Raw genomic sequence first — 19,576 nt, 5'->3', positions numbered from 1 at the left:
TTGAAGAAGGTTACTGCCCATGGATTCTATTCGTTACCCTGACATTGCACAATTATGTGAATGGTTAGAACAACTCAAAACGTCTTATTTCGAGTGCGACTCTTGTGCTGCGCTGCATTTACCTCATATGCAAAATATTGAGGGAATTTTTGATGCAAAACTCGATATCGTCAATAATGTGTTGGTATTGTCCGCATTAGCGGAGCTAAAACCCACCGCGATAATTACATTAGTTGCTAATATTAGCCAAATTAACGCGAGTTCATTGACGGCAAAAGTTTTTCTCGAAATAAATGATGAAAACCTGCCAAAGTTAGTGGTTAGCCAGTCATTTTCATTAGAGGCTGGGATGACCTATCGCCAATTCTGCCATTTCCTTCAGCAAGCAGAAGACCAAATTTCAGCGATTGTCTTTGAGATCTTTAGTAATAATTTACTGTATGCAGCTCAAGATGAGTTTAGTGAAGAAGAGGATAATGGCGAGGATGAATCCGAACTTACCCCAGATGATAAACCCGCTATTATTATTCATTAAGTTTTAATTATGCATTGTGAAAAATATATTGCGGGTGAATGCCGTTCTTGCCAATGGTTAGAATTCTCACCTGAGCAACAAATCACCCAAAAGCAGCAGCAACTTTCCGCGTTATTGCCGACAATCGACCCTGCTATTTTTGCCCCACCCGTGACAGGGCCTCAAACAGGTTTTCGTAATAAAGCCAAAATGGTGGTGAGTGGAAGTGTAGAAAGGCCGATTTTTGGTATTATTGGGAAAGATGGCGCAGGTGTCGACTTAACTGGCTGCCCATTATATCCCACTGCATTTTCTGAAGTTTTCAGCGTACTCACACCGTTTATTGCAAAGGCAGGGCTCACACCTTATAACATTGAACGCAGGCGTGGTGAGCTTAAGCACGTGTTGCTAACACAAAGTTGGCACACAGGGCAGTTTATGCTGCGTTTTGTGCTACGCTCAGAGAAAAAACTGGAACAGCTCAAGAATGCTTTACCTTGGTTGCAAGCGCAATTACCACAACTTGGGGTGATCACAGCAAATATTCAGCCAGTGCATATGGCAATACTTGAAGGCGATGAGGAGATTTTCTTAACGGAGCAACACACGCTGCGTGAAGAGTTTAACCAAGTGCCTTTATTTATTCGCCCACAAAGTTTTTTCCAAACGAATCCTGTTGTCGCAGCTAAATTATACCAAACAGCAAGGGCGTGGGTTAACGCATTAGATATTCATAGTATGTGGGATCTGTTTTGTGGTGTAGGTGGCTTTGGATTGCACTGCGCTGAAAAAGATACGCGTTTAACAGGCATTGAAATCAGCGCCCCTGCCATTGCTAGCGCACAACAATCAGCAGATGAAATTGGATTAAAAAATGTTGAGTTTAAAGCCCTTGATTCAACGCATTTTGCCACCGCACATCAAGATATCCCTCAGCTTATTTTAGTTAATCCGCCACGAAGAGGAATTGGTAAGGCATTATGTGATTACCTTTCTCATATGCAGCCCAAATATATCCTTTATTCAAGCTGCAATGCACAGACTATGGCGCAAGATTTACAATTGCTGTCGGGTTATCAAGTGTGTAGGGTGCAGCTGTTTGATTTATTTCCACACACGGCTCATTTTGAAGTACTGACATTGCTAAAGCGAAAGAATAATTAAAAACGAATTTATGAAAAAAAAGCTTGGTGTTTAGCCAAGCTTTTTCTTTAACGTATTGAATTAAGTATTAATTTCGGTGTTCGAAAGCAAGTGCTTTGCGTTCGATTAAACGCATTAGAATGGTTAAGATAGCATTAACCACTAAATAAATAATCCCAGCCGCAACAAACGCCATCACATCCCATGTCTGACCAAATACTTGGCTACTGTAACCCATGATGTCTAACATGGTGATCGTACTGGCCAGAGAGGTACTTTTAAACACTAACACCACTTCATTGGAATAAGAGGATAAAGAGCGTTTAAAGGCGTAAGGCAAGATAATGCGCATAGTTTGCACTTTACTCATCCCCAATGCTTGGCATGACTGCCATTGCCCTGATGGAATCGCTTTTACGGCACCGTGGAACAGTAAAGTTGAATAAGCGGCACTGTTTAACGCTAATGCAATCATTGCACAGAACCAAGGTGTTGAAATTAGCTCCCAAAATAGAGGATAGTTTTGCAAAGACTTAAACTGGCTCGGGCCATTATAGATTAGGAAAAACTGCACTAATAATGGCGTTCCTGTAAAGATGGTGATATACACCTTCACAATTTGCGAAATGACTTTGGTTTTCAGGGATAAAATTAACGTAAATAATCCCGCTAACAGAAAAGCCACAAGTAACGCACTGAACGTCAGCGATAAACTGGTTGGTAGCCCTGGTAGAATTTTTAGGATCATGTCAATCATTTGGATTCACCTCGTTCAAAGCGCGTAGTTCGCAATTCAATACGCTTTAATACCTGTTGGCTAATCAATGTAATGACAAGGTAAATCAGACCGACGATAACGTACCAAGTAAAAGGTTCGCCAGTACGGTTAACAATAGTTTTTGTCTGTAACATCAAATCGTTCACGCTGATTAAAGACACTAACGCGGTATCTTTTAGCAGAACTAACCATTGGTTCCCTAACCCTGGCAGGGCATGGCGCCACATTTGCGGCATAATAAAACGAAAGAAAATCGTGCGTTTTTTGAGGCCGAGTGCAAAACCTGCTTCCCACTGGCCATAAGGCACTGCTTTGAGTGCGCCTCTTAACGTTTGTGAAGCATAAGAGGCATACAATAGGGCAAGGGCAATGACACCACAAACGAACGGCGTGTAGTCAAATTCGCCGCTATCAGCAAAGAAGATGCTAGGATCAATTTGCACTGTTGTTTGCCAAAAACCGAGGTTAATATCAAACCCATCCCCGAGTAGGTTGATAAGCTGTAATGTCCCAAAATAGACGAATAGGACGACCAGCAGTTCAGGTAACCCACGGATTAGCGTCACCCAGCACGTGCCTAAAAAGGCAATTGGCTTAAAGCGGACAGACTCCCATGCGGTAAATAGCATGGCAAGAATTAAACCCAAGATTAGGGCAGAAACAGCAAGGCCGACGGTGATACCGGCGGCACTTGTTAAAAATAGAAGGTTGTTCATTAATTATATCGATTACTGTTGAAACCATTTTTTGTGGATAGCATCATAAGTGCCGTCAGCTTTAACTTCTGCTAAGGCTTTATTCATTTTATCCAACAACTCTTTATTTCCTTTACGCACTGCGATACCTAAACCGATACCGAAGTATTGTGGATCGGTAACTTTCTCACCTACAGCGGCTAAGTTTTCGTTGCCTTTGGTTTTTAACCATTCGTCAGCAACGGCAGTGTCACCGAATACAGCATCAATACGGCCATTTTGCAGGTCTAAAACCGCAGATTGGTAGTTATCATAAGGCACAGTGGTCATGCCTTTATGTTGTTCCATGATATATTTTTGGTGTGTGGTTCCGTTTTGGACGCCGATTCTTTTGTCTTTCAGCTGGTCAACGGAGCTAATTTTTTCTTTCACTGCAATAAATTCTGCAGAGTTAGGGTAATAAGTTTCGGTGAAGTCTACTTGTTGTTGACGCTCAGGGGTAATGTCGATACCTGCCATTAATGCTTCAAAACGACGAAATTTCAGGCTGGGAATTAAGCTATCGAAAGATTGGTGAGTAAATGTACAGGTCGCATTCATTTTTTCACACATCGCATTAGCTAAATCAACGTCAAAACCGACGATTTGATTGTTTTTATCAAACATTTCAAACGGCGCGTAAGTTGCTTCAGTTGCAAAACGAATGGTTTCTTTTTCCGCAGCAGTTGCCGATAGGGCTACAGCGCCCAGCAGCGCAGCTAATATAATTTTTTTCATTGCTTAATCCTATATCTATTAATGTGACAGATAATTTGCAAAGGCGTCAGTTTGAGGTGCTGAGAAACGACTAGCATCTCCCTGTTCTACGATATGGCCGTTTTCCATATACACCACACGGCTAGCGGTTTTGCGAGCAATCTCCACTTCGTGAGTGACGATCACTTGCGTAATACCTGTCGCAGACAATTCACGAATAATATCGACAACTTGAGCCGTAATTTCTGGGTCAAGCGCTGCGGTTGGTTCATCAAATAATAGAACCTTAGGTTCCATCATGAGTGCCCGTGCAATCGCCACACGTTGTTGTTGACCACCTGATAAATGCAGTGGATAACGGTCTGCAAATTGAGATAAACGTAAACGGTCTAAAAGCTTAGCGGCTTTTGCATGTGCTTCTTGCTTCGATAATTTTAATACACGGCATGGGGCTTCAATTAAGTTGTCCATCACACTAAGATGCGGCCATAAATTATATTGTTGGAATACCATGCCAACATTTTGGCGTAAGTCACGAATAGACTTTGCATCTGGTGTCGATGAAAAATCAAATTGCTGCCCAGCAATATTCAAATGACCTGAACGTGGCATCTCTAATAAATTGAGAACACGTAATAGCGAACTTTTACCTGCACCACTTGGCCCGAGTAATACCATAGTCTCACCAGCAGAGCACTCTAGATTGATATCAAAGAGTGCCTGATGGGAACCATAGAAACAGTTGATGTTTTTTAATTGAATGCTCATGCTTACCAATAATATCCTTTTTAACTACCAGCGATATTAATCCTGTAAGCATATTTATGCAATAATTTCTGCATAAAAAATTGGTTTTTACACTGAAATTAGTCAGATTTTTCGGTTGGATGATCTGTTTGCTGTTGTTTGGCGAGTTGTTTATCTCGTTCAAACGCGAGGTCGCTAATGCGTTTTGCCATTCCTTTAAAGATAAAAAGATGGGCTGGCATCATAGCAAACCAATAAAGTAGACCGCAAAAACCCGCAGGGTGCCACCAAGCGCGCACATCTATAGAGCGTCGGCTGCCGCTATCGTGGATAGTAAAGGTTAAACGCCCCAGCCCAGGGGCTTTCATACCAAACAGTAAACTGAGTTGTTTGTTCGGCTCAAGGTTAATCACTCGCCAGCCATCAACTTCATCGCCAAGTTGCAAGTATTCTCTGTCGGGGCGACCATATTTGACTTTATTCAACATCATGTCATCCATGATGGCACGGGTTTTCCATAGGCCATTGGCGTAGAAATAACCATCTTTGCCCCCAATTTGTTGTATGGTATGCCATAGCGATTCTGAGCTCGCTGTTGTGCCAAGGGTTGAACCCGCTTGTTTGGGATAATAGCCATAGCCTGGGCGCCAGCGTTTTCTTACTTCAGGGTCATAACCCCAATCAGCATTGTCTATCGCATCTGCTTCCTCAGCTAATGTGGTTCTTACTGCATCATCAAAGGAAATTAGCGTTTGTGGAATAAGTTCTCGTAGTGCTTTATCGTTAGCGGGAAGGTCGTGTTGTAGTCCTTGAATCAGCTCTTTTGCAATAGTCGGTGGCACCGAGGTAATCAAGCTAATAAAATGCACCGAAATCATGCTAATAGGAATAGGAATCGGGATCAGCAAGCGGCGTTTACCACTAACTTTGATAAATCGTTTGAATAGTTCTTGATAGCTAATAAACTCAGGACCGCCTGCATCAAATATGCGGTTTTCATTTGTTGGTGTTTTGGCGAGCTGAGTTAAGTAATATAGGATATTCGACAATGCAATAGGCGATGATTTAGAGCGTACCCAGCGCGGAGGCGTTAGAATCGCTAAGTTGTACACCATATCCCGCATAATTTCGAAGGCTGCAGAACCAGACCCAACAATAATTGAAGAGCGAATCTCAGTAACAGGAATATTGCTTTCACGCAGGATGTCCCCCGTTAAGCGCCTGGCTATCAGGTGCGGGGAATAGGTGTGGCCATGTTGTAATGCGCTGAGATAAATAACGTGTTTAACATCTGAACCTTCGAGAGCTTGTTGAACATTACGCGCAGCGCTACGCTCACGCTCAATAAGATTAGCTTGGTCAGCCATGCTGTGCACAAGGAAATAGACAATATCGATTTCCTTCATGACATCTTTTAAAGTCTCAGGATCATGTAAGTCAACAAAGATACAGCGAGTATCTTGCCAGCCTTGAGAAAGCATCCAATCAACACGACGTGCAGCCGCAGTAACGTCATAACCTTGTTCAATCAGTTGGGGGATAAGATTCTGCCCAATATAGCCGCTAGCGCCCAACACTAAAACACGTTGTTTTTCTGTCATGTTAATTTCCTGTTTCACGCAAATTAACGGCTATTGTGACTGAAATTTTACCTATGTAAAGAAGGCCATAAGAATTGGCGTAATAAGACTCAGTACGAAGCCATGAACAATCGCGGCAGGCACAATCGAAACACCGCCACTGCGTTGCAAAACAGGAAGGGTGAAGTCCATGGATGTTGAGCCACAAATGCCCAATGCCGTTGAACGGTAGCGATTGATAATGATAGGGATCAACATGATCGCGGCTAGCTCGCGGGCTAGGTCATTAAAAAAGGCGGCGCTCCCCATCACAGGGCCATAGGCATCAGTTAACACGATCCCTGTGAGTGAATACCAACCAAAGCCGGATGCGAGAGCTAGCCCCATTTTAACGGGTAAGCCCAGTAATAATGCCGCCAGCGCTCCTCCCGCTAATGCACTGATTCCCATCACAAAGGCAATGGTTGTCCCGCGGCGATTAATTAAAATTTGTTTAATGCTCATTCCGCTGTTGCGTAATTGAATGCCGACTAATAATAGCAGGAGCATTAGAGCAATTTGGCTACCCTTATCCGCATAATGCAGAAAATCAAAACCTGTTAAGCCCACTATAAAGCCTAAAAGCAGGACGCCACACAATTGTAGAGATTCAAGCACCATTTTAATGCGTGACGGCGGTTTTTCTTGCTTATGTTGTGGAATTTTCCACGGATCTAACTTATCGAGTAATAACAGTGAGATAATATTAAGTGAAAAAATACAAGCAAAGAAGGTAATGGCGTAAATGAGAATAGAAAAGAGGTGTTCACTTAAGTTTTCAAGCAGTGCGAGGGTGATCCCCATTAAAAATAAAATCACATACACCATTGAATTTAATGATTGATGCACACGGTGAAGAATTTGTTTGTTTTTAATAGGAATAAGATAACCGAGAGTTAACGGTAGAAGAATAATTAAGAGTCCTGAATACATCGCCGCATCCTTAGTGGTTATCCCATCAATATAATCAATGAGTTATATTTGTTTTTTTATTTTCGTTATGTGAAATTTAACTCGCCGTGCTAATGCATTTTTTTTCGATAAAATTTTATTATTGGTGACTGAGTGAAAAATAGGTCAAAAATACTAAAAAAGAAAGTTTTACTATTTTATAACACTGCTATTGCTAGCTCAACTCAGTTGGCAATTTTGTCACAAAGATTTTTTATTTTGCAGACATACTTATAGTAAAACCATGGGTTAATCGATAAGCTCTAAATGTGCGTTTTGTCAGCACAATTATTGATAATCTGAATGCAAATTGACGAGTTCAGAGTATATTAAAGAAAATATGACAAGGAGTGAGATATGTATCTGGAACGTGTTGAGATATACGGATTTAGAGGGATCAACCGCCTTTCCTTAGAACTCAATAACAGTACTGTTTTGATCGGGGAAAACTCATGGGGTAAATCCAGTCTTCTTGATGCGCTCGATTTGCTTCTCTCACCAGAACATCAAGATTACCAATTTAATCTGCACGATTTTCATCACCCCACAGGGGACAACGCTTCCCGTTATCGGTCATTGCAAATTGTTTTAAAATTTTGTGAAAGGCATAAAGGCCGCCACCAATCTTATCGTTTTCATAATCTTAGCTCAGTTTGGGTTGATAATGGTGATGATCTAAAACATATTTTTTATCGAGTGAGTGCTGAGCTGCGAGATGACAATACGATTGCGGTGGATAAAAGCTTTTTAAATTCAGGGGGAAATAAGCTTTCTCTGGACAATGTGGGTAAGTATATCAAAGAGATTATTCGATTATACCCTGTTATTCGCCTGCGTGATGCGCGTTTTTTACAAACCCTCAACCCTGAAACCATCGTCGTTGGTGAAAAAGAGTTTCGTGATGCATTTAATATACGTATCAAAGAATTAACCAGTGCTCTAGTGAATAATCCAGAACGTTTAAGTGATGATGAATTAAGTGACGGTGTAGACGCCATGCAGCAGTTATTAAGTCACTATTTTTCAGGGCAAAGTGCCCATATGATCAAGCTTAATGACAATATGGTGAATATTGAGCCGCGCAAGCAAGGCTGGAAAGCGTTGGATAACATCAGCCGTTTGATTGCAAAACCTAATCAACGAAATATTCGTTTGATTATCTTGGGGATGTTTTCTTCTTTATTACAATCCAAAGGCAATATTCATTTAGATAAACACGCCCGCCCGCTCATTATTGTTGAAGACCCCGAAACTCGCCTGCATCCGATTATGCTGTCGATTGCATGGGGATTACTAAGCTTGTTTGCGCTGCAACGGATTACCACGACAAATTCAGGGGAGTTACTTTCTCAAGCTCCTCTTGAAGACTTATGTCGTTTAGTACGTGATACTAATAAAGTTTCTGCTTATCGTTTAACGCCAAATGATCTCAGTACAGAAGAATTGCGAAAAATTTCGTTTCATATTCGTTTTAATCGACCATCATCATTATTTGCACGTTGTTGGTTATTAGTTGAAGGCGAAACAGAGATTTGGCTAATGAGTGAATTTGCTCGCCAATGTCACTACTATTTTGAAACCGAAGGAATTAAAGTTATTGCGTTTGCACAAAGTGGCTTGAAACCACTATTAAAATTTGCCAATAAAATGGGAATTGAATGGCATGTTTTAACCGATGGCGACGAGGCAGGGCGTAAATATGCTGCAACTGCGACCCACTATGCGAATAAGATCAATTCACCCGATAGGGATCGCTTAACCATGCTCACTGCGCCAGATATGGAACATTTCCTATATCGTGAGGGGTTTAAAAGCCTTTATCATGAAATTGCTGACATACCAGAAAATGCACGGGTGTCGACACGCCGTGTGATTATTAAAGCGATTTCCCGAACGTCAAAGCCTGACTTAGCGTTGGCTACGGTGAACCGTTCTGCAGAACTGGGCCCTGATAGCATTCCATTACAGCTAAAAAGTATGTTTTCTCGGGTAGCATGGTTAGCGAGGGGGAAAGCGTATTGATAACGAAAGTGAATATATTGTTGATTGAATATTTATAGATAGCGGGTGTTTATCTATAGTATGTTTAATTAAACGATAACTTAAGTGATATAGCATAGTATTTAGAAGGGGGCGTCGCCCTCTTTTTAATGATAGGAAGTGAAGAGTGATGAAGGTAAAACCGAAAAAAAAGTGGCCGATTTATTTGGTGATCCTGATTGTTGTCGTTGGCGCTGCTGCCTTTCTCTTTAAAGGTGAGAAAGAAGAGGTTTTCCAAACCGTTGACGTGACGCGTGGTGACTTAGATAAACAAGTTCTCGCGACGGGCAAGTTAGATGCTGTACGTAAAGTTGATGTGGGTGCTCAGGTTAGCGGGCAGTTACAAACCTTATATGTTAAAGAGGGTGACTACGTTAAAAAAGGCGATTTACTGGCGGTTATCGACCCGAAAAAAGCACAAAATGATGTCACTGAGTCTGAAGCGACCACACGTGAACTTGAGGCTAATTTATCGTTAGCACAAGCAGAATTGAAACTGGCGCAACTGACTTACCAACGCCACTTGAGCTTAGCCAAATTGCAGGCTGTCGCGCAACAAGAACTGGACAAAGCCAGAACTGATGTGGATGTGAAAAAAGCACAGGTAGCGACTTATCAAGCTCAAATTAAACGCAACCAGGCCACACTAGATACGGCAAAAACTAACTTAAAATACACGCAAATCACCGCGCCGATGGACGGCATTGTCACGTTTATCAAAACGTTACAAGGGCAAACCGTGATTGCAGCGCAAGAAGCACCAACGATTTTAACATTAGCAGATTTAGACACTATGTTGGTTAAAGCGGAAGTGTCTGAAGCGGATGTGATTTATTTAGAACCAGGCCAAGAGGCTTCATTTACGGTACTCGGTGCGCCAGACAAAAAATTCTCAGGTCAATTGAAAGATATCTTGCCAACCCCTGAGAAAATCAATGATGCTATTTTCTATTATGCGCGCTTTGAAGTCCCTAATCCTCAGCATCTCCTAAAATTACAGATGACTGCACAGGTCAAAATCGATCTCGATTCACGTAAAGATGTGCTGATATTACCCCTTTCTGCGTTAGGGGATGAAGTTTCACCGCAGGTTTATGATGTGGAAGTGCTAGAAGGGCAAAAAGCAGAGAAAAAACAGATTGAAATTGGTAGTCGCAATGATGTGTCAGTCGAAGTGGTTAAAGGACTGAATGAAGGTGATAAAGTGATTATTGGGCACAGTGGTTCGGAGAGTTAAGATGGCCACACTCATTGAGCTCCAGGGGATCACTCGCCGTTATGGTGAAGGTGAAAATGAGGTTACTGTCTTAAAAAACGTTTCTTTGCAAATAAATGCAGGTGAAATGGTTGCGATTATCGGTGCTTCAGGTTCAGGTAAATCCACCCTGATGAATATCATTGGTTGCCTCGATAAGCCATCATCTGGAGAGTACCATATTGATGGGCAAAATATGGCGTTGCTAGACAACGACCAACTCGCAGAGCTTCGCCGTGAACACTTTGGTTTTATTTTCCAACGCTACCACTTATTAAACCACCTTAGTGCTGAGCAAAACGTTGAAATACCTGCAGTATATGCAGGTTCTGGAAAAGCGGAGCGGCGCGAACGTGCGACGCAATTACTTCAGCGCCTAGGGCTTGGCGAGCGGGTTAATTACCGGCCGAGCCAATTGTCTGGTGGGCAACAGCAACGAGTCAGTATTGCGCGTGCATTAATGAATGGAGGGCAAGTTATTCTTGCCGATGAGCCTACGGGGGCCTTAGATAGCCATTCAGGTGAAGAGGTGATGAAGATCCTCAAAGACCTTTGTGCTCAAGGCCATACGGTGATTATCGTTACTCACGATCCATCCGTTGCACAACAAGCTGAACGTATTGTCGAAATCAAAGATGGCGAAATTATTCGAGATTCAGGTTCAAAAAACAGTAAATTAGCCAAACCGTTATCAAAAGCCCCTACAAGGAAACTATCCCTTGGGCAGATTTATGGTCGATTTAGCGAAGCATTGTTGATGGCTTGGCGTGCCATGGTGGTCAATAAAATGCGTACCTTGTTGACCATGCTAGGGATTATTATCGGGATTGCTTCAGTGGTTTCTATTATGGTCATCGGCGATGCTGCCCAAGGTATGGTACTTAATGATATCAAGTCGATTGGTACCAATACGATTTCAATTTATCCTGGCACTGATTTTGGAAGTGATGATGCACAAAATCGACAATCTTTAAAAGCCTCGGATATTGATGCTCTTGCTAAGCAGCCTTATGTTCACGCGATTTCAGGCCAGCTAAATGGTTCCGCACGTTTAAGGAAAGGGAATTTAGATGCATCTGCACAGTTAACAGGAATTGGCCGCGATTATTTTAATGTATATGCTTCAAAATTTTCAGAGGGCATGAATTTTACGCAAGACATGGCGAATAGGCGTGCTCAAGTGGTCATTATTGATGAGAACACGAAACGGCGTTTTTTCCCAAAACAAGCTAATGTAGTAGGGGAAACCTTGCTCATCGGTAATATGCCAGCGACAGTAATTGGGGTGTTGGAAGACCAGAAATCAGTATTTGGCTCCAGTAAATCGTTGTCTGTTTGGCTCCCTGATACCACGATGAACAGCAAGATTTTAAATCGACCTTATTATGACAGCATTACGGTGCGCGTTAAGGATGGGTATGACGCCAAAAACGTCGAGCAGCAACTGACGCGTTTATTAACGTTACGCCACGGTAAAAAAGATGTTTTCACCTATAACCTTGATACTTTTGTAAAAACAGCGGAAAAAACCACCCAAACCATGCAACTGTTTTTAACCTTAGTGGCGGTGATTTCGCTGGTGGTCGGGGGGATTGGTGTGATGAATATCATGTTGGTGTCGGTGACAGAAAGAACTCGCGAAATTGGTATTCGTATGGCAGTTGGTGCGAGAACCAGTGATGTAATGCAGCAGTTCCTCATTGAGGCGGTATTGGTGTGTTTAATGGGGGGCTTGATGGGAATTGCACTTTCTTATGGGATCAGCTTACTGGCACAAATGGCGCTACCTGGTTGGACGTTCGCATTTGACCCTGTCGCGCTTATTAGTGCGTTTGTCTGCTCAACCGCGATTGGAGTTATTTTCGGCTTCTTGCCCGCACGCAGCGCCGCACGTTTAAACCCAATTGATGCATTAGCAAGAGAGTGATTTGTTAATATGTATTTTCCTTTGTAGCTCAGTGACTACAAAGGAGAATAAAGTAAGGTTAACGAAGCCGATAAAATATTTTCCCTAAAGAATTTATACAAATTTTTGCTGATGTTAATAAAGGAACTTTATTTATCGAGTTAGTGATTAACGCTATAGTTGAATGAATGTCACACAAGGTCGAATAAATGGTAAAAGTATCCCCCTCCTTTTTTAGTTTCATTGTCAGTTTATTATTACCTTGAGAATACTCATCGAAAGTGAGTTTGGTACTTTTATCTAATTCGATACTTACTTTACTCTCAGTAAGCTGTTTTTTGATTTCAGATTGTAGCTCTGCATTGTTGATTTTCGGTAATTTCATTTTTTTTGAGTGTGTTCGTGTTTTTTGTAGTTTCCGTATATAACCAATAGTTACATCAGTTTTTGTTTTTTGTGTAGAAGCAATAGGAAGTGTAAATTTGAGGCTTATAATTTGTTTTAAAAAATCAATAAATTCTTTTATATTAGATGATTGTATTAACCCACAATTTGGCTCAAAAAAGCTAAAAAGGTATCTTTGTTTTTGTGGGTAATATTTCCCGCAAATTGCCATTGCATGATTATTTGAATTGTAAATTATAGCAATATCTTGTTTTTTAATGCTTTTTTCAGTAATTAGTTTCTCTAATTGTTTAAAGGAGACACTCTCCCAACTAGGTTCTACATTAATAGAGGACAAAGGAGAACAACGATTATCAATTGTCAATCCTGAATTTAAGTTAAATAGTGCTGTCTCACTTGCATAATGTAACATGCAATATGCATATATCTCTTTAATAAAGGACTGCATTTCATTTAGAGTGATATCTTTATCTTTTTTAATCTTATCATATAGGCTTTGTTCTGCTTTATATTTCCTTGGAGTAGGTGTTTCATTACCAAACCTTATTTTGTTATATAGGTCATAGGTGATGTCTTTTTCTATTTTAATATTAGGATTAAAACAGGGTTCTATATTCTTAGAATATATATTTTTGTTATTTTCTTCTAAGCATTGAATGATATATTCAATGTTTGTTATTCCTTTAGGTTTTGGTACTGTGTTAATGGTATAATAATTATTATATAGGTCATTATAGCCGTTATATTGGTATTGATTTATCTGTACATCAAAAATATCAGTACAACGTTCAGCTAACAAATTTGAAATGCATTTTAAGTAAGCTTCTTCTACACATTTGTTGACTTCTTTATAAGCGGATGTTGATGGTATAAAGGGATTTAAGCAATTTTTGAGCTGGTGTAGAGATTCAGCCCCCAGTCCGTCCATCTCATAAGCCGCGAATATGTGTGATAAACCTTGGCAAGCACCATTTTTACATGCATATGTAATATTGGAGATGCTTTTGAGTTGTTGGGCAAGTTTGCTTATTAGGGGGTCATTCTTAAATACATAGTTCAATAGGTCATTCTGACAAAATTTAATAGGGTAGTTTATTTCAGCTGGCATGTTATGTTTCCGATGTTAACTATTTATAGCAGCCTACCAACTCAACTATCCCCATTTCTTTCATAAATCATTTATTCCTACTAAAGCTAAATTTTTTTTCTAATCGTATAACTTCGGACTAGGACACTCCAAATTGGAGTGATTGCTGCTAGCTAGAGGGAAATTACTGCTAAAGAATAGTCCTATTTTATGGAACTGAGTTCCTCACTCCAATTCTGCTAATTAAACACGTAATTTTTAACCTATTCATTTATCGATAAAATTTTTTATTAGTGTGGTATTTCCTCGCTCCGTGAAATATTCCATAATAAAAAAGTTATCTGAAAAGATAAATTCTGCTTGCGATTCGATATCGATCATGGATATTATTTGCATGTAGAATAAATGAAACCTAGTTCCATATAATGGAACAAACAATTAAAGCCAGTAAAAACTAAGCAAAGACAACCACACAGCAGGTGCAAAATGGCGAATAAAGCAGGTGAAGATTATTCTTTGGCTCGAGTACCCCAAAGTGCTCGTAGACCGTTCTATGAAGTGTTAATTCTACGAATTGGCGCACTCGCTTGTGTTTCACAAGTGATGTTAGGTGCAGCCCTCGGTTACGGGTTAACTTTTTGGCAGGCGTTTTGGGCGACCATCCTTGGCTCTGTAATTTTACAGGTAGTCAGTTGGGGGCTTGGAGCAGCTGCATGCCGCGAAGGAATGTCAATCAGTCTACTGTCAAGGTGGTCTGGTTTTGGAAAGTTAGGTTCAGCTCTTATTGGTGGCGCGATTGCCATCTCCTTGATGGGCTGGTTTGGCGTCCAAAATGGTTTCTTTGCGGATGGAATGTATAAAGCGACTAATGTGCTAACACCAGGGACTTGGTCACTTATTACAGGTATTGCGGTGACGATTATTACGGTATATGGGTATCGGTTTTTATCTATTACCGCCAATATTTCAACGCCGCTCTTTTTATTCGCGTTAGGCTGGGCAACGTATAATTTATTATCAGGTCAGGATCTTGGTGCGCTTATCAATGATACTGCCCCTGCTGGGCCTTTAATGACAATGCCTGCGGCAATTACTATGGTTGCAGGTGGTTTTATTATCTCAGCGGTTACCACACCAGATATTAGCCGCTTTATGATAAAACCGAAGGATGTATTTTGGATGACGTTAATCGGTACATTTTTTGGTGAACTTTTAGTTAATATGATAGCGGTGCTGATGGCTCTGGCATTACGTACCAGCCAAGTATTTGACTTGATGATGGCATTAACGGGCTTATTAGGTGCATCGATTGTTATCTTTGCCACTATAAAAATGAATGACATCAACCTGTATTCATCATCACTCGGGTTTTCAACGCTGCTTAACGCTATCTTTAATAAGCGTTTTGACCGTCGCTATTTAACATGGGTAATTGGTGTTTTCGGTACGATTGCCTCCATGTTAGGTATTTTAGACAATTTTATTAGTTTCTTGATTTACTTAGGTATTGCTATCCCACCAGTCGCTGGGATCATGGTTGTTGACTATTACATCTTAAAACGCGATCGCAAAGAGCTTGATATCACCCGCGAACAAGGTGTGCTGCCATCTAGCTGTGAAGCTTATAACCCTGTGACACTCGTTGTGTGGTTGTTAGCTGTTATTGTGGGGTGGGGAACGTCAGAATTAGGTCCATTCCATGCCGATTATGGCATTCCTGCACTTAACTCTTTAATTACAGGTGCGCTGGCTTATTGGATTGGCATGCGCTGGCAAGCGAAAGCAAAAGGTGTCGATACGGTGCATTTTCGCAAAGTGGCTCACTTAGATTAAGGAAAGTGCGATGTCAGGTAGCAAGGTCAAAGTTGCCCTTGCTCAGTTTGATTCTGAACTGGGGAATAAACAGGGTAACTTGCAGCGTATGGCGCTGTTATGTGAACAAGCGGCAGAGTCTGGGGCGAAACTGATTTGTTTTCCAGAGCTTGCCACAACAGGTTATCGCGGTGATTTGCTAAATACGAAGCTGTGGGATCTCAGCGATTCTACTGGAAGCGAAACATATCGTTTATTTAGCGAGCTTGCGACACGCTTGAATATCACTATCGTGAGTGGTTTTGTGGAACGAGGTGACTACCTTGGGGATATCTATAACGCGGTTGGCGTGTGGAACCCAGGGTGTGAAGGTATCAGCGGTGTGTTTCGTAAAGTACATGCTTTTGGTATTGAGAAACAATGGTTTAGTCGTGGTGATAGCTTCCCTGTATTTGATACGCTAATTGGCAAAATTGGCATCATGATTTGCTATGACATGGGGTTTCCTGAGGTTGCGCGTATTTTGACCCTTCATGGCGCAGAGCTGCTAATCGCACCTTCTGCTTGGTGTGTACAAGATAAAGACATGTGGGACATTAATACGGCATCCCGTTCTTTGGAAAATGGTGCACATTTACTGGCCGTTAACCGTTGGGGTCATGAAGGGGATTTACACTTATTTGGTGGTAGCAAAGTGTTAGGCCCTCGTGGGCAAGTGCTTTGTGAAGCCACATGTGATGGTGAAGCGTTGTTAATTGGCGAAATTGATTTTGTTTTACAAGCCCATACACGTTTAACCATTCCATATTTACGTGATAGAAAGCCTCAAGATTATGGCATTCTTACTCAAGGTTTTGATTCATGAGCATTTTAAATAGCGTCGTTGATGTTTATCAATTATTTCTACGCTCAGGTAATGAGCTTACCGTTACGACGTTAGTCAATGAATTAGGCATGCCGAAAAGTTCTGCTTCTCGCTTACTAAAGCAAATGTCAGAACTGGGGCTGTTAGAAAAGAAGAATAATGCTCCCATTTATCGGCCAGGGTTATTAATCATGGAGTTGGCTCACCGTGCGCGTGGGATGAACCCATTGATAGATATGACGTTAGAAGCCCTTGATGAGTTGACGAAAGATACTGGGTTTACCAGCTATGTTTCGGCGCTCGATGATGAAATGGTAAGGGTTGTCCATGCACGCTTTGGTAATAGCATGTTGCAGGTGATCACACAGCCTGGTACACGCTTGCCAATTCTTGGAACTTCAACGGGGCGGGCTCTGTTAGCGCGCTTACCGTTGCAGGAAAGAGCAAACATTATCGGCCGAGAAGATAAAGAATTACAAGTGAAGTTAACAGAACAGATGAATCTGATCAATGAACGTGGTTGGGAATTTTCAATTAACGAGTCTGTTGCAGGTGTTGCCTCGGTTTCGAGTACCGTGTTTGATCCATCGCTGAACACGTTATATGCATTATGTCTAAGTTTGCCAGAAACCCAAATGAATGAACAGGTTATGGCGCAACTTTCAACTAACCTATGTCGTAAGACCTCTTACCTTGGTTGTATGGTTGGAGATCCTTATTGGTTACAAAGAAGTACCAGCAAATAGCGTTATGTCATGTAGTAAAAGTAAGTAGTAAAGGTAAGTAGTAAAGGTAAGTAGTAAAAGTAAGTAGCACACCATAAGTAGTTTATATTATTAGTATTTTATTTTAAGTGCGTGAATACGCCTTCATCAGGAAAAATAAGGCTTTTTTAACAGTTAAGCCTTAACTTGGGTGAAATGAAATTAAGTCATATTTTGTGTGAGTTAATTTCAAAGTAGCCCTACAATCAAATAAAAATTATTAAAATTCAAGGAAGTACAATGAGTCTAAAGCAAACCCTTTGTGCGTATGAGCTAATCGATTGCGCGAACGTTAAGGGGGAAGATGTTGTTGCATTGTTCAAGACTTTCCCAGCAATTGAAGTTTCTTCTAAAACGGTCAAAGACCTGAAAGGTCAAAGTGATTTTGTCCGTATTCTTATTCCAGGCACCCAAGGTAAATCTCAAGGTCATCAAGCACCTACATTAGGCATTATTGGCCGTTTAGGGGGGATTGGTGCAAGGCCGTCACGTATTGGGGTAGTTTCAGATGCCGATGGGGCGATTGCGGCCATTGCAACAGCATTGAAATTAGCAAAAATGCATGAAAAAGGCGATAAATTGGTAGGTGATGTGGTGATTACAACTCATATTTGCCCTAATGCGCCGACTCGCCCTCATACCCCAGTTGATTTTATGGACTCTCCTTTAGAAGATGTCACGATGAACCAACATGAAGCGATCCCTGAAGCGGATGCTATTTTGTCGGTAGATACCACCAAAGGTAATAACCTGTTGAATCATAAAGGTTATGCATTATCACCAACGGTTAAAAATGGGTACATTTTACCTGTTTCTAATGATTTACTCCGCTTAATGGAGTGGAGCAGTGGGCAGCGTGCGGTGACATTTCCTTTATCCATTCAGGATATTACACCGTATGGTAATGGCCTTCATCATATCAATAGTATTATGCAACCCGCGGTATCTACCTCAGCCCCTGTTGTTGGTGTGGCGATCTGTTCTGAAACCGTGGTACCTGGTTGCTCTACGGGAGCAAGTCATGAGATTGATATTGCTGCTGCGGTGAAATTTATGATTGAGGTGGCGAAAGCCTTTACGCAAAAACAGTGTGATTTTTATGATGCAGAACAGTATGCATTATTGATGTCGCTGTATGGTGATATGTCACATTTACAAACTTCGGGCCGTTGAGCTTATAAAATAGTCACAGTTAATTATTAACAGCATCAATAATATAATTGAAATAATTAACTGTGCTCTATATGCGTCAGGGCAAAATTGATTCTGATGTGCCTTCTGTGGTTTCTTCTATTTCAATGGGGATGATAACATCCGCATGATTACCTTTTGGTCCAATTGTCACGCTAAATTGCACTTTTTGACCTGCTTTTAGTGTCCTGTAACCGTCCATTCTGATGCAGGAATAATGAGCAAAAATATCCTCTCCGCCATCAGCCGGGCAAATAAAACCAAAGCCTTTTGCGTTATTGAACCACTTAACGATACCCGTCTCCATATTTTATCCTTTCGGTTTGCTAGTTGTGTTTTGCAGATATGTATAAAATACACACAGAAACTAAGTAAATATACGCTAAAAACTGTTCGTAAAACATACTGTAGTGGATTGCATTCTAAGGTCAAGAGGGGAGTTTCAGGAATTATGGTAAAGTGGTAAAAATTCGATAAGCGCCAAATGTTATTTTCTGTGATATTTGATATAGCTCACAGATTGCTAAAGATAAGCGATGAGGTTAGTGGCATGATACACTGCAAATGAAAGGCTTGTTTAAGAAAAGCCATGAAAGAATGTAATGGTATAGTTTTATAACGCTATCATGTGGATTGATAGAAATCGTTGATAATAAAGACTATGCTTAATTTGAAGTTAAACACTGAGCAAGAAAGTAATGAGCGATTTTCTGGGCACATTTAAAACAGACGTCATATTCAAAGACGAAGTGGAACAAACCCTACAGCCACCGTCGATGTATAAGGTATTATTAAATAATGATGATTACACTCCGATGGATTTTGTTGTCGAAGTGTTACAAAAATACTTTTCTTTTGATGAAGAACGCGCTACACAGATAATGTTAGATGTGCATATTCAGGGAAAGGGAATTTGTGGGGTTTTTACCGCAGAGGTTGCAGAAACAAAAGCGGCGCAGGTCAATACATTTGCCCGTGAACATGAGTATCCTTTGCTTTGTACTATAGAGAAAGTCTGATCTGGTTTAATATCAATTTTGGGAGGTGC

At 41.0% G+C, this 19,576-nt stretch carries 18 protein-coding genes; 10 read left to right on the top strand and 8 right to left on the bottom strand.

Annotation, left to right across the window (positions count from 1 at the left end; all coding sequences use genetic code 11):
- Nucleotides 1–19 precede the first annotated feature (19 nt).
- Both AABS66_RS09270 and rlmC read left to right on the top strand, forming a co-directional pair.
- Nucleotides 20–535, top strand: a complete 516-nt coding sequence (locus tag AABS66_RS09270) for a YbjN domain-containing protein (RefSeq protein WP_430224842.1) — start codon at nucleotides 20–22, stop codon at nucleotides 533–535.
- Nucleotides 536–544: 9 nt separating this feature from the next.
- Entirely contained in the window at nucleotides 545–1,678 is a 1,134-nt protein-coding gene (gene rlmC / locus AABS66_RS09265) for a 23S rRNA (uracil(747)-C(5))-methyltransferase RlmC (protein WP_206085424.1), read from the top strand.
- A gap of 67 nt (nucleotides 1,679–1,745) precedes the next feature.
- Here the strand turns inward: rlmC and artM are convergent, their stop codons facing one another.
- From artM to AABS66_RS09235, 6 genes are all read right to left on the bottom strand, one after another.
- Nucleotides 1,746–2,414 carry an arginine ABC transporter permease ArtM gene (artM, locus tag AABS66_RS09260; protein WP_206085425.1) on the bottom strand — a complete coding sequence of 223 codons (669 nt, stop codon included), beginning with the start codon at nucleotides 2,412–2,414 and terminating at the stop codon, nucleotides 1,746–1,748.
- Complete coding sequence (gene artQ / locus AABS66_RS09255; RefSeq protein ID WP_047756239.1) at nucleotides 2,411–3,151, bottom strand: arginine ABC transporter permease ArtQ; 741 nt, start codon at nucleotides 3,149–3,151, stop codon at nucleotides 2,411–2,413. The genes artM and artQ overlap by 4 nt, the downstream gene beginning before the upstream one ends.
- Before the next feature lie 12 nt (nucleotides 3,152–3,163).
- Nucleotides 3,164–3,907 (bottom strand): arginine ABC transporter substrate-binding protein, encoded by a 744-nt coding sequence (gene artJ / locus AABS66_RS09250; RefSeq protein WP_206085426.1) that lies wholly within the window; start codon nucleotides 3,905–3,907, stop codon nucleotides 3,164–3,166.
- Nucleotides 3,908–3,925: 18 nt separating this feature from the next.
- Nucleotides 3,926–4,654, bottom strand: coding sequence for an arginine ABC transporter ATP-binding protein ArtP (artP, locus tag AABS66_RS09245; protein WP_206085427.1), 729 nt, complete (start codon nucleotides 4,652–4,654; stop codon nucleotides 3,926–3,928).
- A gap of 98 nt (nucleotides 4,655–4,752) precedes the next feature.
- Entirely contained in the window at nucleotides 4,753–6,234 is a 1,482-nt protein-coding gene (locus AABS66_RS09240; protein WP_206085428.1) for a DUF2867 domain-containing protein, read from the bottom strand.
- A gap of 51 nt (nucleotides 6,235–6,285) precedes the next feature.
- The gene (locus tag AABS66_RS09235; protein WP_206085429.1) at nucleotides 6,286–7,185 is read right to left on the bottom strand and encodes a lysine exporter LysO family protein; all 900 of its coding nucleotides are present in this window, start codon (nucleotides 7,183–7,185) and stop codon (nucleotides 6,286–6,288) included.
- Between the two features lie 375 nt (nucleotides 7,186–7,560).
- On the opposite strand from AABS66_RS09235, the gene AABS66_RS09230 reads away from it, so the two are divergent.
- The 3 genes from AABS66_RS09230 to macB all read left to right on the top strand — a co-directional run bounded on the left by AABS66_RS09230 (nucleotide 7,561) and on the right by macB (nucleotide 12,425).
- Complete coding sequence (locus AABS66_RS09230) at nucleotides 7,561–9,225, top strand: ATP-dependent nuclease (RefSeq protein ID WP_206085430.1); 1,665 nt, start codon at nucleotides 7,561–7,563, stop codon at nucleotides 9,223–9,225.
- 148 nt (nucleotides 9,226–9,373) lie between these two features.
- Entirely contained in the window at nucleotides 9,374–10,480 is a 1,107-nt protein-coding gene (gene macA / locus AABS66_RS09225; protein WP_206085480.1) for a macrolide transporter subunit MacA, read from the top strand.
- A 1-nt stretch (nucleotide 10,481) separates the two neighbouring features.
- Nucleotides 10,482–12,425: a macrolide ABC transporter ATP-binding protein/permease MacB gene (macB, locus tag AABS66_RS09220; protein ID WP_272538780.1), complete on the top strand. Its 1,944-nt coding sequence runs from the start codon at nucleotides 10,482–10,484 to the stop codon at nucleotides 12,423–12,425.
- Between the two features lie 58 nt (nucleotides 12,426–12,483).
- On the opposite strand, the gene AABS66_RS09215 is transcribed toward macB, so the two are convergent.
- Nucleotides 12,484–13,917 (bottom strand): hypothetical protein, encoded by a 1,434-nt coding sequence (locus AABS66_RS09215; protein WP_430224841.1) that lies wholly within the window; start codon nucleotides 13,915–13,917, stop codon nucleotides 12,484–12,486.
- A gap of 465 nt (nucleotides 13,918–14,382) precedes the next feature.
- On the opposite strand from AABS66_RS09215, the gene AABS66_RS09210 reads away from it, so the two are divergent.
- The 4 genes from AABS66_RS09210 (at nucleotide 14,383) to AABS66_RS09195 (ending at nucleotide 18,510) form a co-directional block, all read left to right on the top strand.
- Nucleotides 14,383–15,729 carry a purine-cytosine permease family protein gene (locus AABS66_RS09210; RefSeq protein WP_430224840.1) on the top strand — a complete coding sequence of 449 codons (1,347 nt, stop codon included), beginning with the start codon at nucleotides 14,383–14,385 and terminating at the stop codon, nucleotides 15,727–15,729.
- 10 nt (nucleotides 15,730–15,739) lie between these two features.
- Nucleotides 15,740–16,573, top strand: a complete 834-nt coding sequence (locus tag AABS66_RS09205; protein WP_430224839.1) for a nitrilase-related carbon-nitrogen hydrolase — start codon at nucleotides 15,740–15,742, stop codon at nucleotides 16,571–16,573.
- The gene (locus AABS66_RS09200) at nucleotides 16,570–17,319 is read left to right on the top strand and encodes an IclR family transcriptional regulator (RefSeq protein WP_430224838.1); all 750 of its coding nucleotides are present in this window, start codon (nucleotides 16,570–16,572) and stop codon (nucleotides 17,317–17,319) included. The genes AABS66_RS09205 and AABS66_RS09200 overlap by 4 nt, the downstream gene beginning before the upstream one ends.
- Nucleotides 17,320–17,577: 258 nt before the next feature.
- Nucleotides 17,578–18,510, top strand: coding sequence for a DUF1177 domain-containing protein (locus AABS66_RS09195; protein ID WP_206085437.1), 933 nt, complete (start codon nucleotides 17,578–17,580; stop codon nucleotides 18,508–18,510).
- A 76-nt stretch (nucleotides 18,511–18,586) separates the two neighbouring features.
- On the opposite strand, the gene cspD is transcribed toward AABS66_RS09195, so the two are convergent.
- Nucleotides 18,587–18,835 carry a cold shock domain-containing protein CspD gene (gene cspD / locus AABS66_RS09190; protein WP_206085438.1) on the bottom strand — a complete coding sequence of 83 codons (249 nt, stop codon included), beginning with the start codon at nucleotides 18,833–18,835 and terminating at the stop codon, nucleotides 18,587–18,589.
- Between the two features lie 391 nt (nucleotides 18,836–19,226).
- Between cspD and clpS the strand changes: the two genes are divergently transcribed.
- Nucleotides 19,227–19,547 (top strand): ATP-dependent Clp protease adapter ClpS, encoded by a 321-nt coding sequence (gene clpS, locus AABS66_RS09185; protein WP_206085439.1) that lies wholly within the window; start codon nucleotides 19,227–19,229, stop codon nucleotides 19,545–19,547.
- Nucleotides 19,548–19,576: the final 29 nt, after the last annotated feature.

It is taken from the genome of Providencia sp. SP181, from assembly GCF_050446505.1.
GTDB classification, from domain to species: Bacteria; Pseudomonadota; Gammaproteobacteria; order Enterobacterales; family Enterobacteriaceae; genus Providencia; species Providencia vermicola.
Note: the sequence above shows the minus strand (reverse complement) of the source record. Positions and strands in the feature narration are given on the sequence as shown.

What these genes read in the sequence shown, in the direction of transcription:
- AABS66_RS09270 (WP_430224842.1), top strand. Translation starts at nt 20, where the DNA reads ATGGATTCTATTCGTTACCCTGACATTGCACAATTATGTGAATGGTTA.
- rlmC (WP_206085424.1), top strand. Translation starts at nt 545, where the DNA reads ATGCATTGTGAAAAATATATTGCGGGTGAATGCCGTTCTTGCCAATGG.
- artM (WP_206085425.1), bottom strand. Translation starts at nt 2,414, where the DNA reads ATGATTGACATGATCCTAAAAATTCTACCAGGGCTACCAACCAGTTTA.
- artQ (WP_047756239.1), bottom strand. Translation starts at nt 3,151, where the DNA reads ATGAACAACCTTCTATTTTTAACAAGTGCCGCCGGTATCACCGTCGGC.
- artJ (WP_206085426.1), bottom strand. Translation starts at nt 3,907, where the DNA reads ATGAAAAAAATTATATTAGCTGCGCTGCTGGGCGCTGTAGCCCTATCG.
- artP (WP_206085427.1), bottom strand. Translation starts at nt 4,654, where the DNA reads ATGAGCATTCAATTAAAAAACATCAACTGTTTCTATGGTTCCCATCAG.
- AABS66_RS09240 (WP_206085428.1), bottom strand. Translation starts at nt 6,234, where the DNA reads ATGACAGAAAAACAACGTGTTTTAGTGTTGGGCGCTAGCGGCTATATT.
- AABS66_RS09235 (WP_206085429.1), bottom strand. Translation starts at nt 7,185, where the DNA reads ATGTATTCAGGACTCTTAATTATTCTTCTACCGTTAACTCTCGGTTAT.
- AABS66_RS09230 (WP_206085430.1), top strand. Translation starts at nt 7,561, where the DNA reads ATGTATCTGGAACGTGTTGAGATATACGGATTTAGAGGGATCAACCGC.
- macA (WP_206085480.1), top strand. Translation starts at nt 9,374, where the DNA reads ATGAAGGTAAAACCGAAAAAAAAGTGGCCGATTTATTTGGTGATCCTG.
- macB (WP_272538780.1), top strand. Translation starts at nt 10,482, where the DNA reads ATGGCCACACTCATTGAGCTCCAGGGGATCACTCGCCGTTATGGTGAA.
- AABS66_RS09215 (WP_430224841.1), bottom strand. Translation starts at nt 13,917, where the DNA reads ATGCCAGCTGAAATAAACTACCCTATTAAATTTTGTCAGAATGACCTA.
- AABS66_RS09210 (WP_430224840.1), top strand. Translation starts at nt 14,383, where the DNA reads ATGGCGAATAAAGCAGGTGAAGATTATTCTTTGGCTCGAGTACCCCAA.
- AABS66_RS09205 (WP_430224839.1), top strand. Translation starts at nt 15,740, where the DNA reads ATGTCAGGTAGCAAGGTCAAAGTTGCCCTTGCTCAGTTTGATTCTGAA.
- AABS66_RS09200 (WP_430224838.1), top strand. Translation starts at nt 16,570, where the DNA reads ATGAGCATTTTAAATAGCGTCGTTGATGTTTATCAATTATTTCTACGC.
- AABS66_RS09195 (WP_206085437.1), top strand. Translation starts at nt 17,578, where the DNA reads ATGAGTCTAAAGCAAACCCTTTGTGCGTATGAGCTAATCGATTGCGCG.
- cspD (WP_206085438.1), bottom strand. Translation starts at nt 18,835, where the DNA reads ATGGAGACGGGTATCGTTAAGTGGTTCAATAACGCAAAAGGCTTTGGT.
- clpS (WP_206085439.1), top strand. Translation starts at nt 19,227, where the DNA reads ATGAGCGATTTTCTGGGCACATTTAAAACAGACGTCATATTCAAAGAC.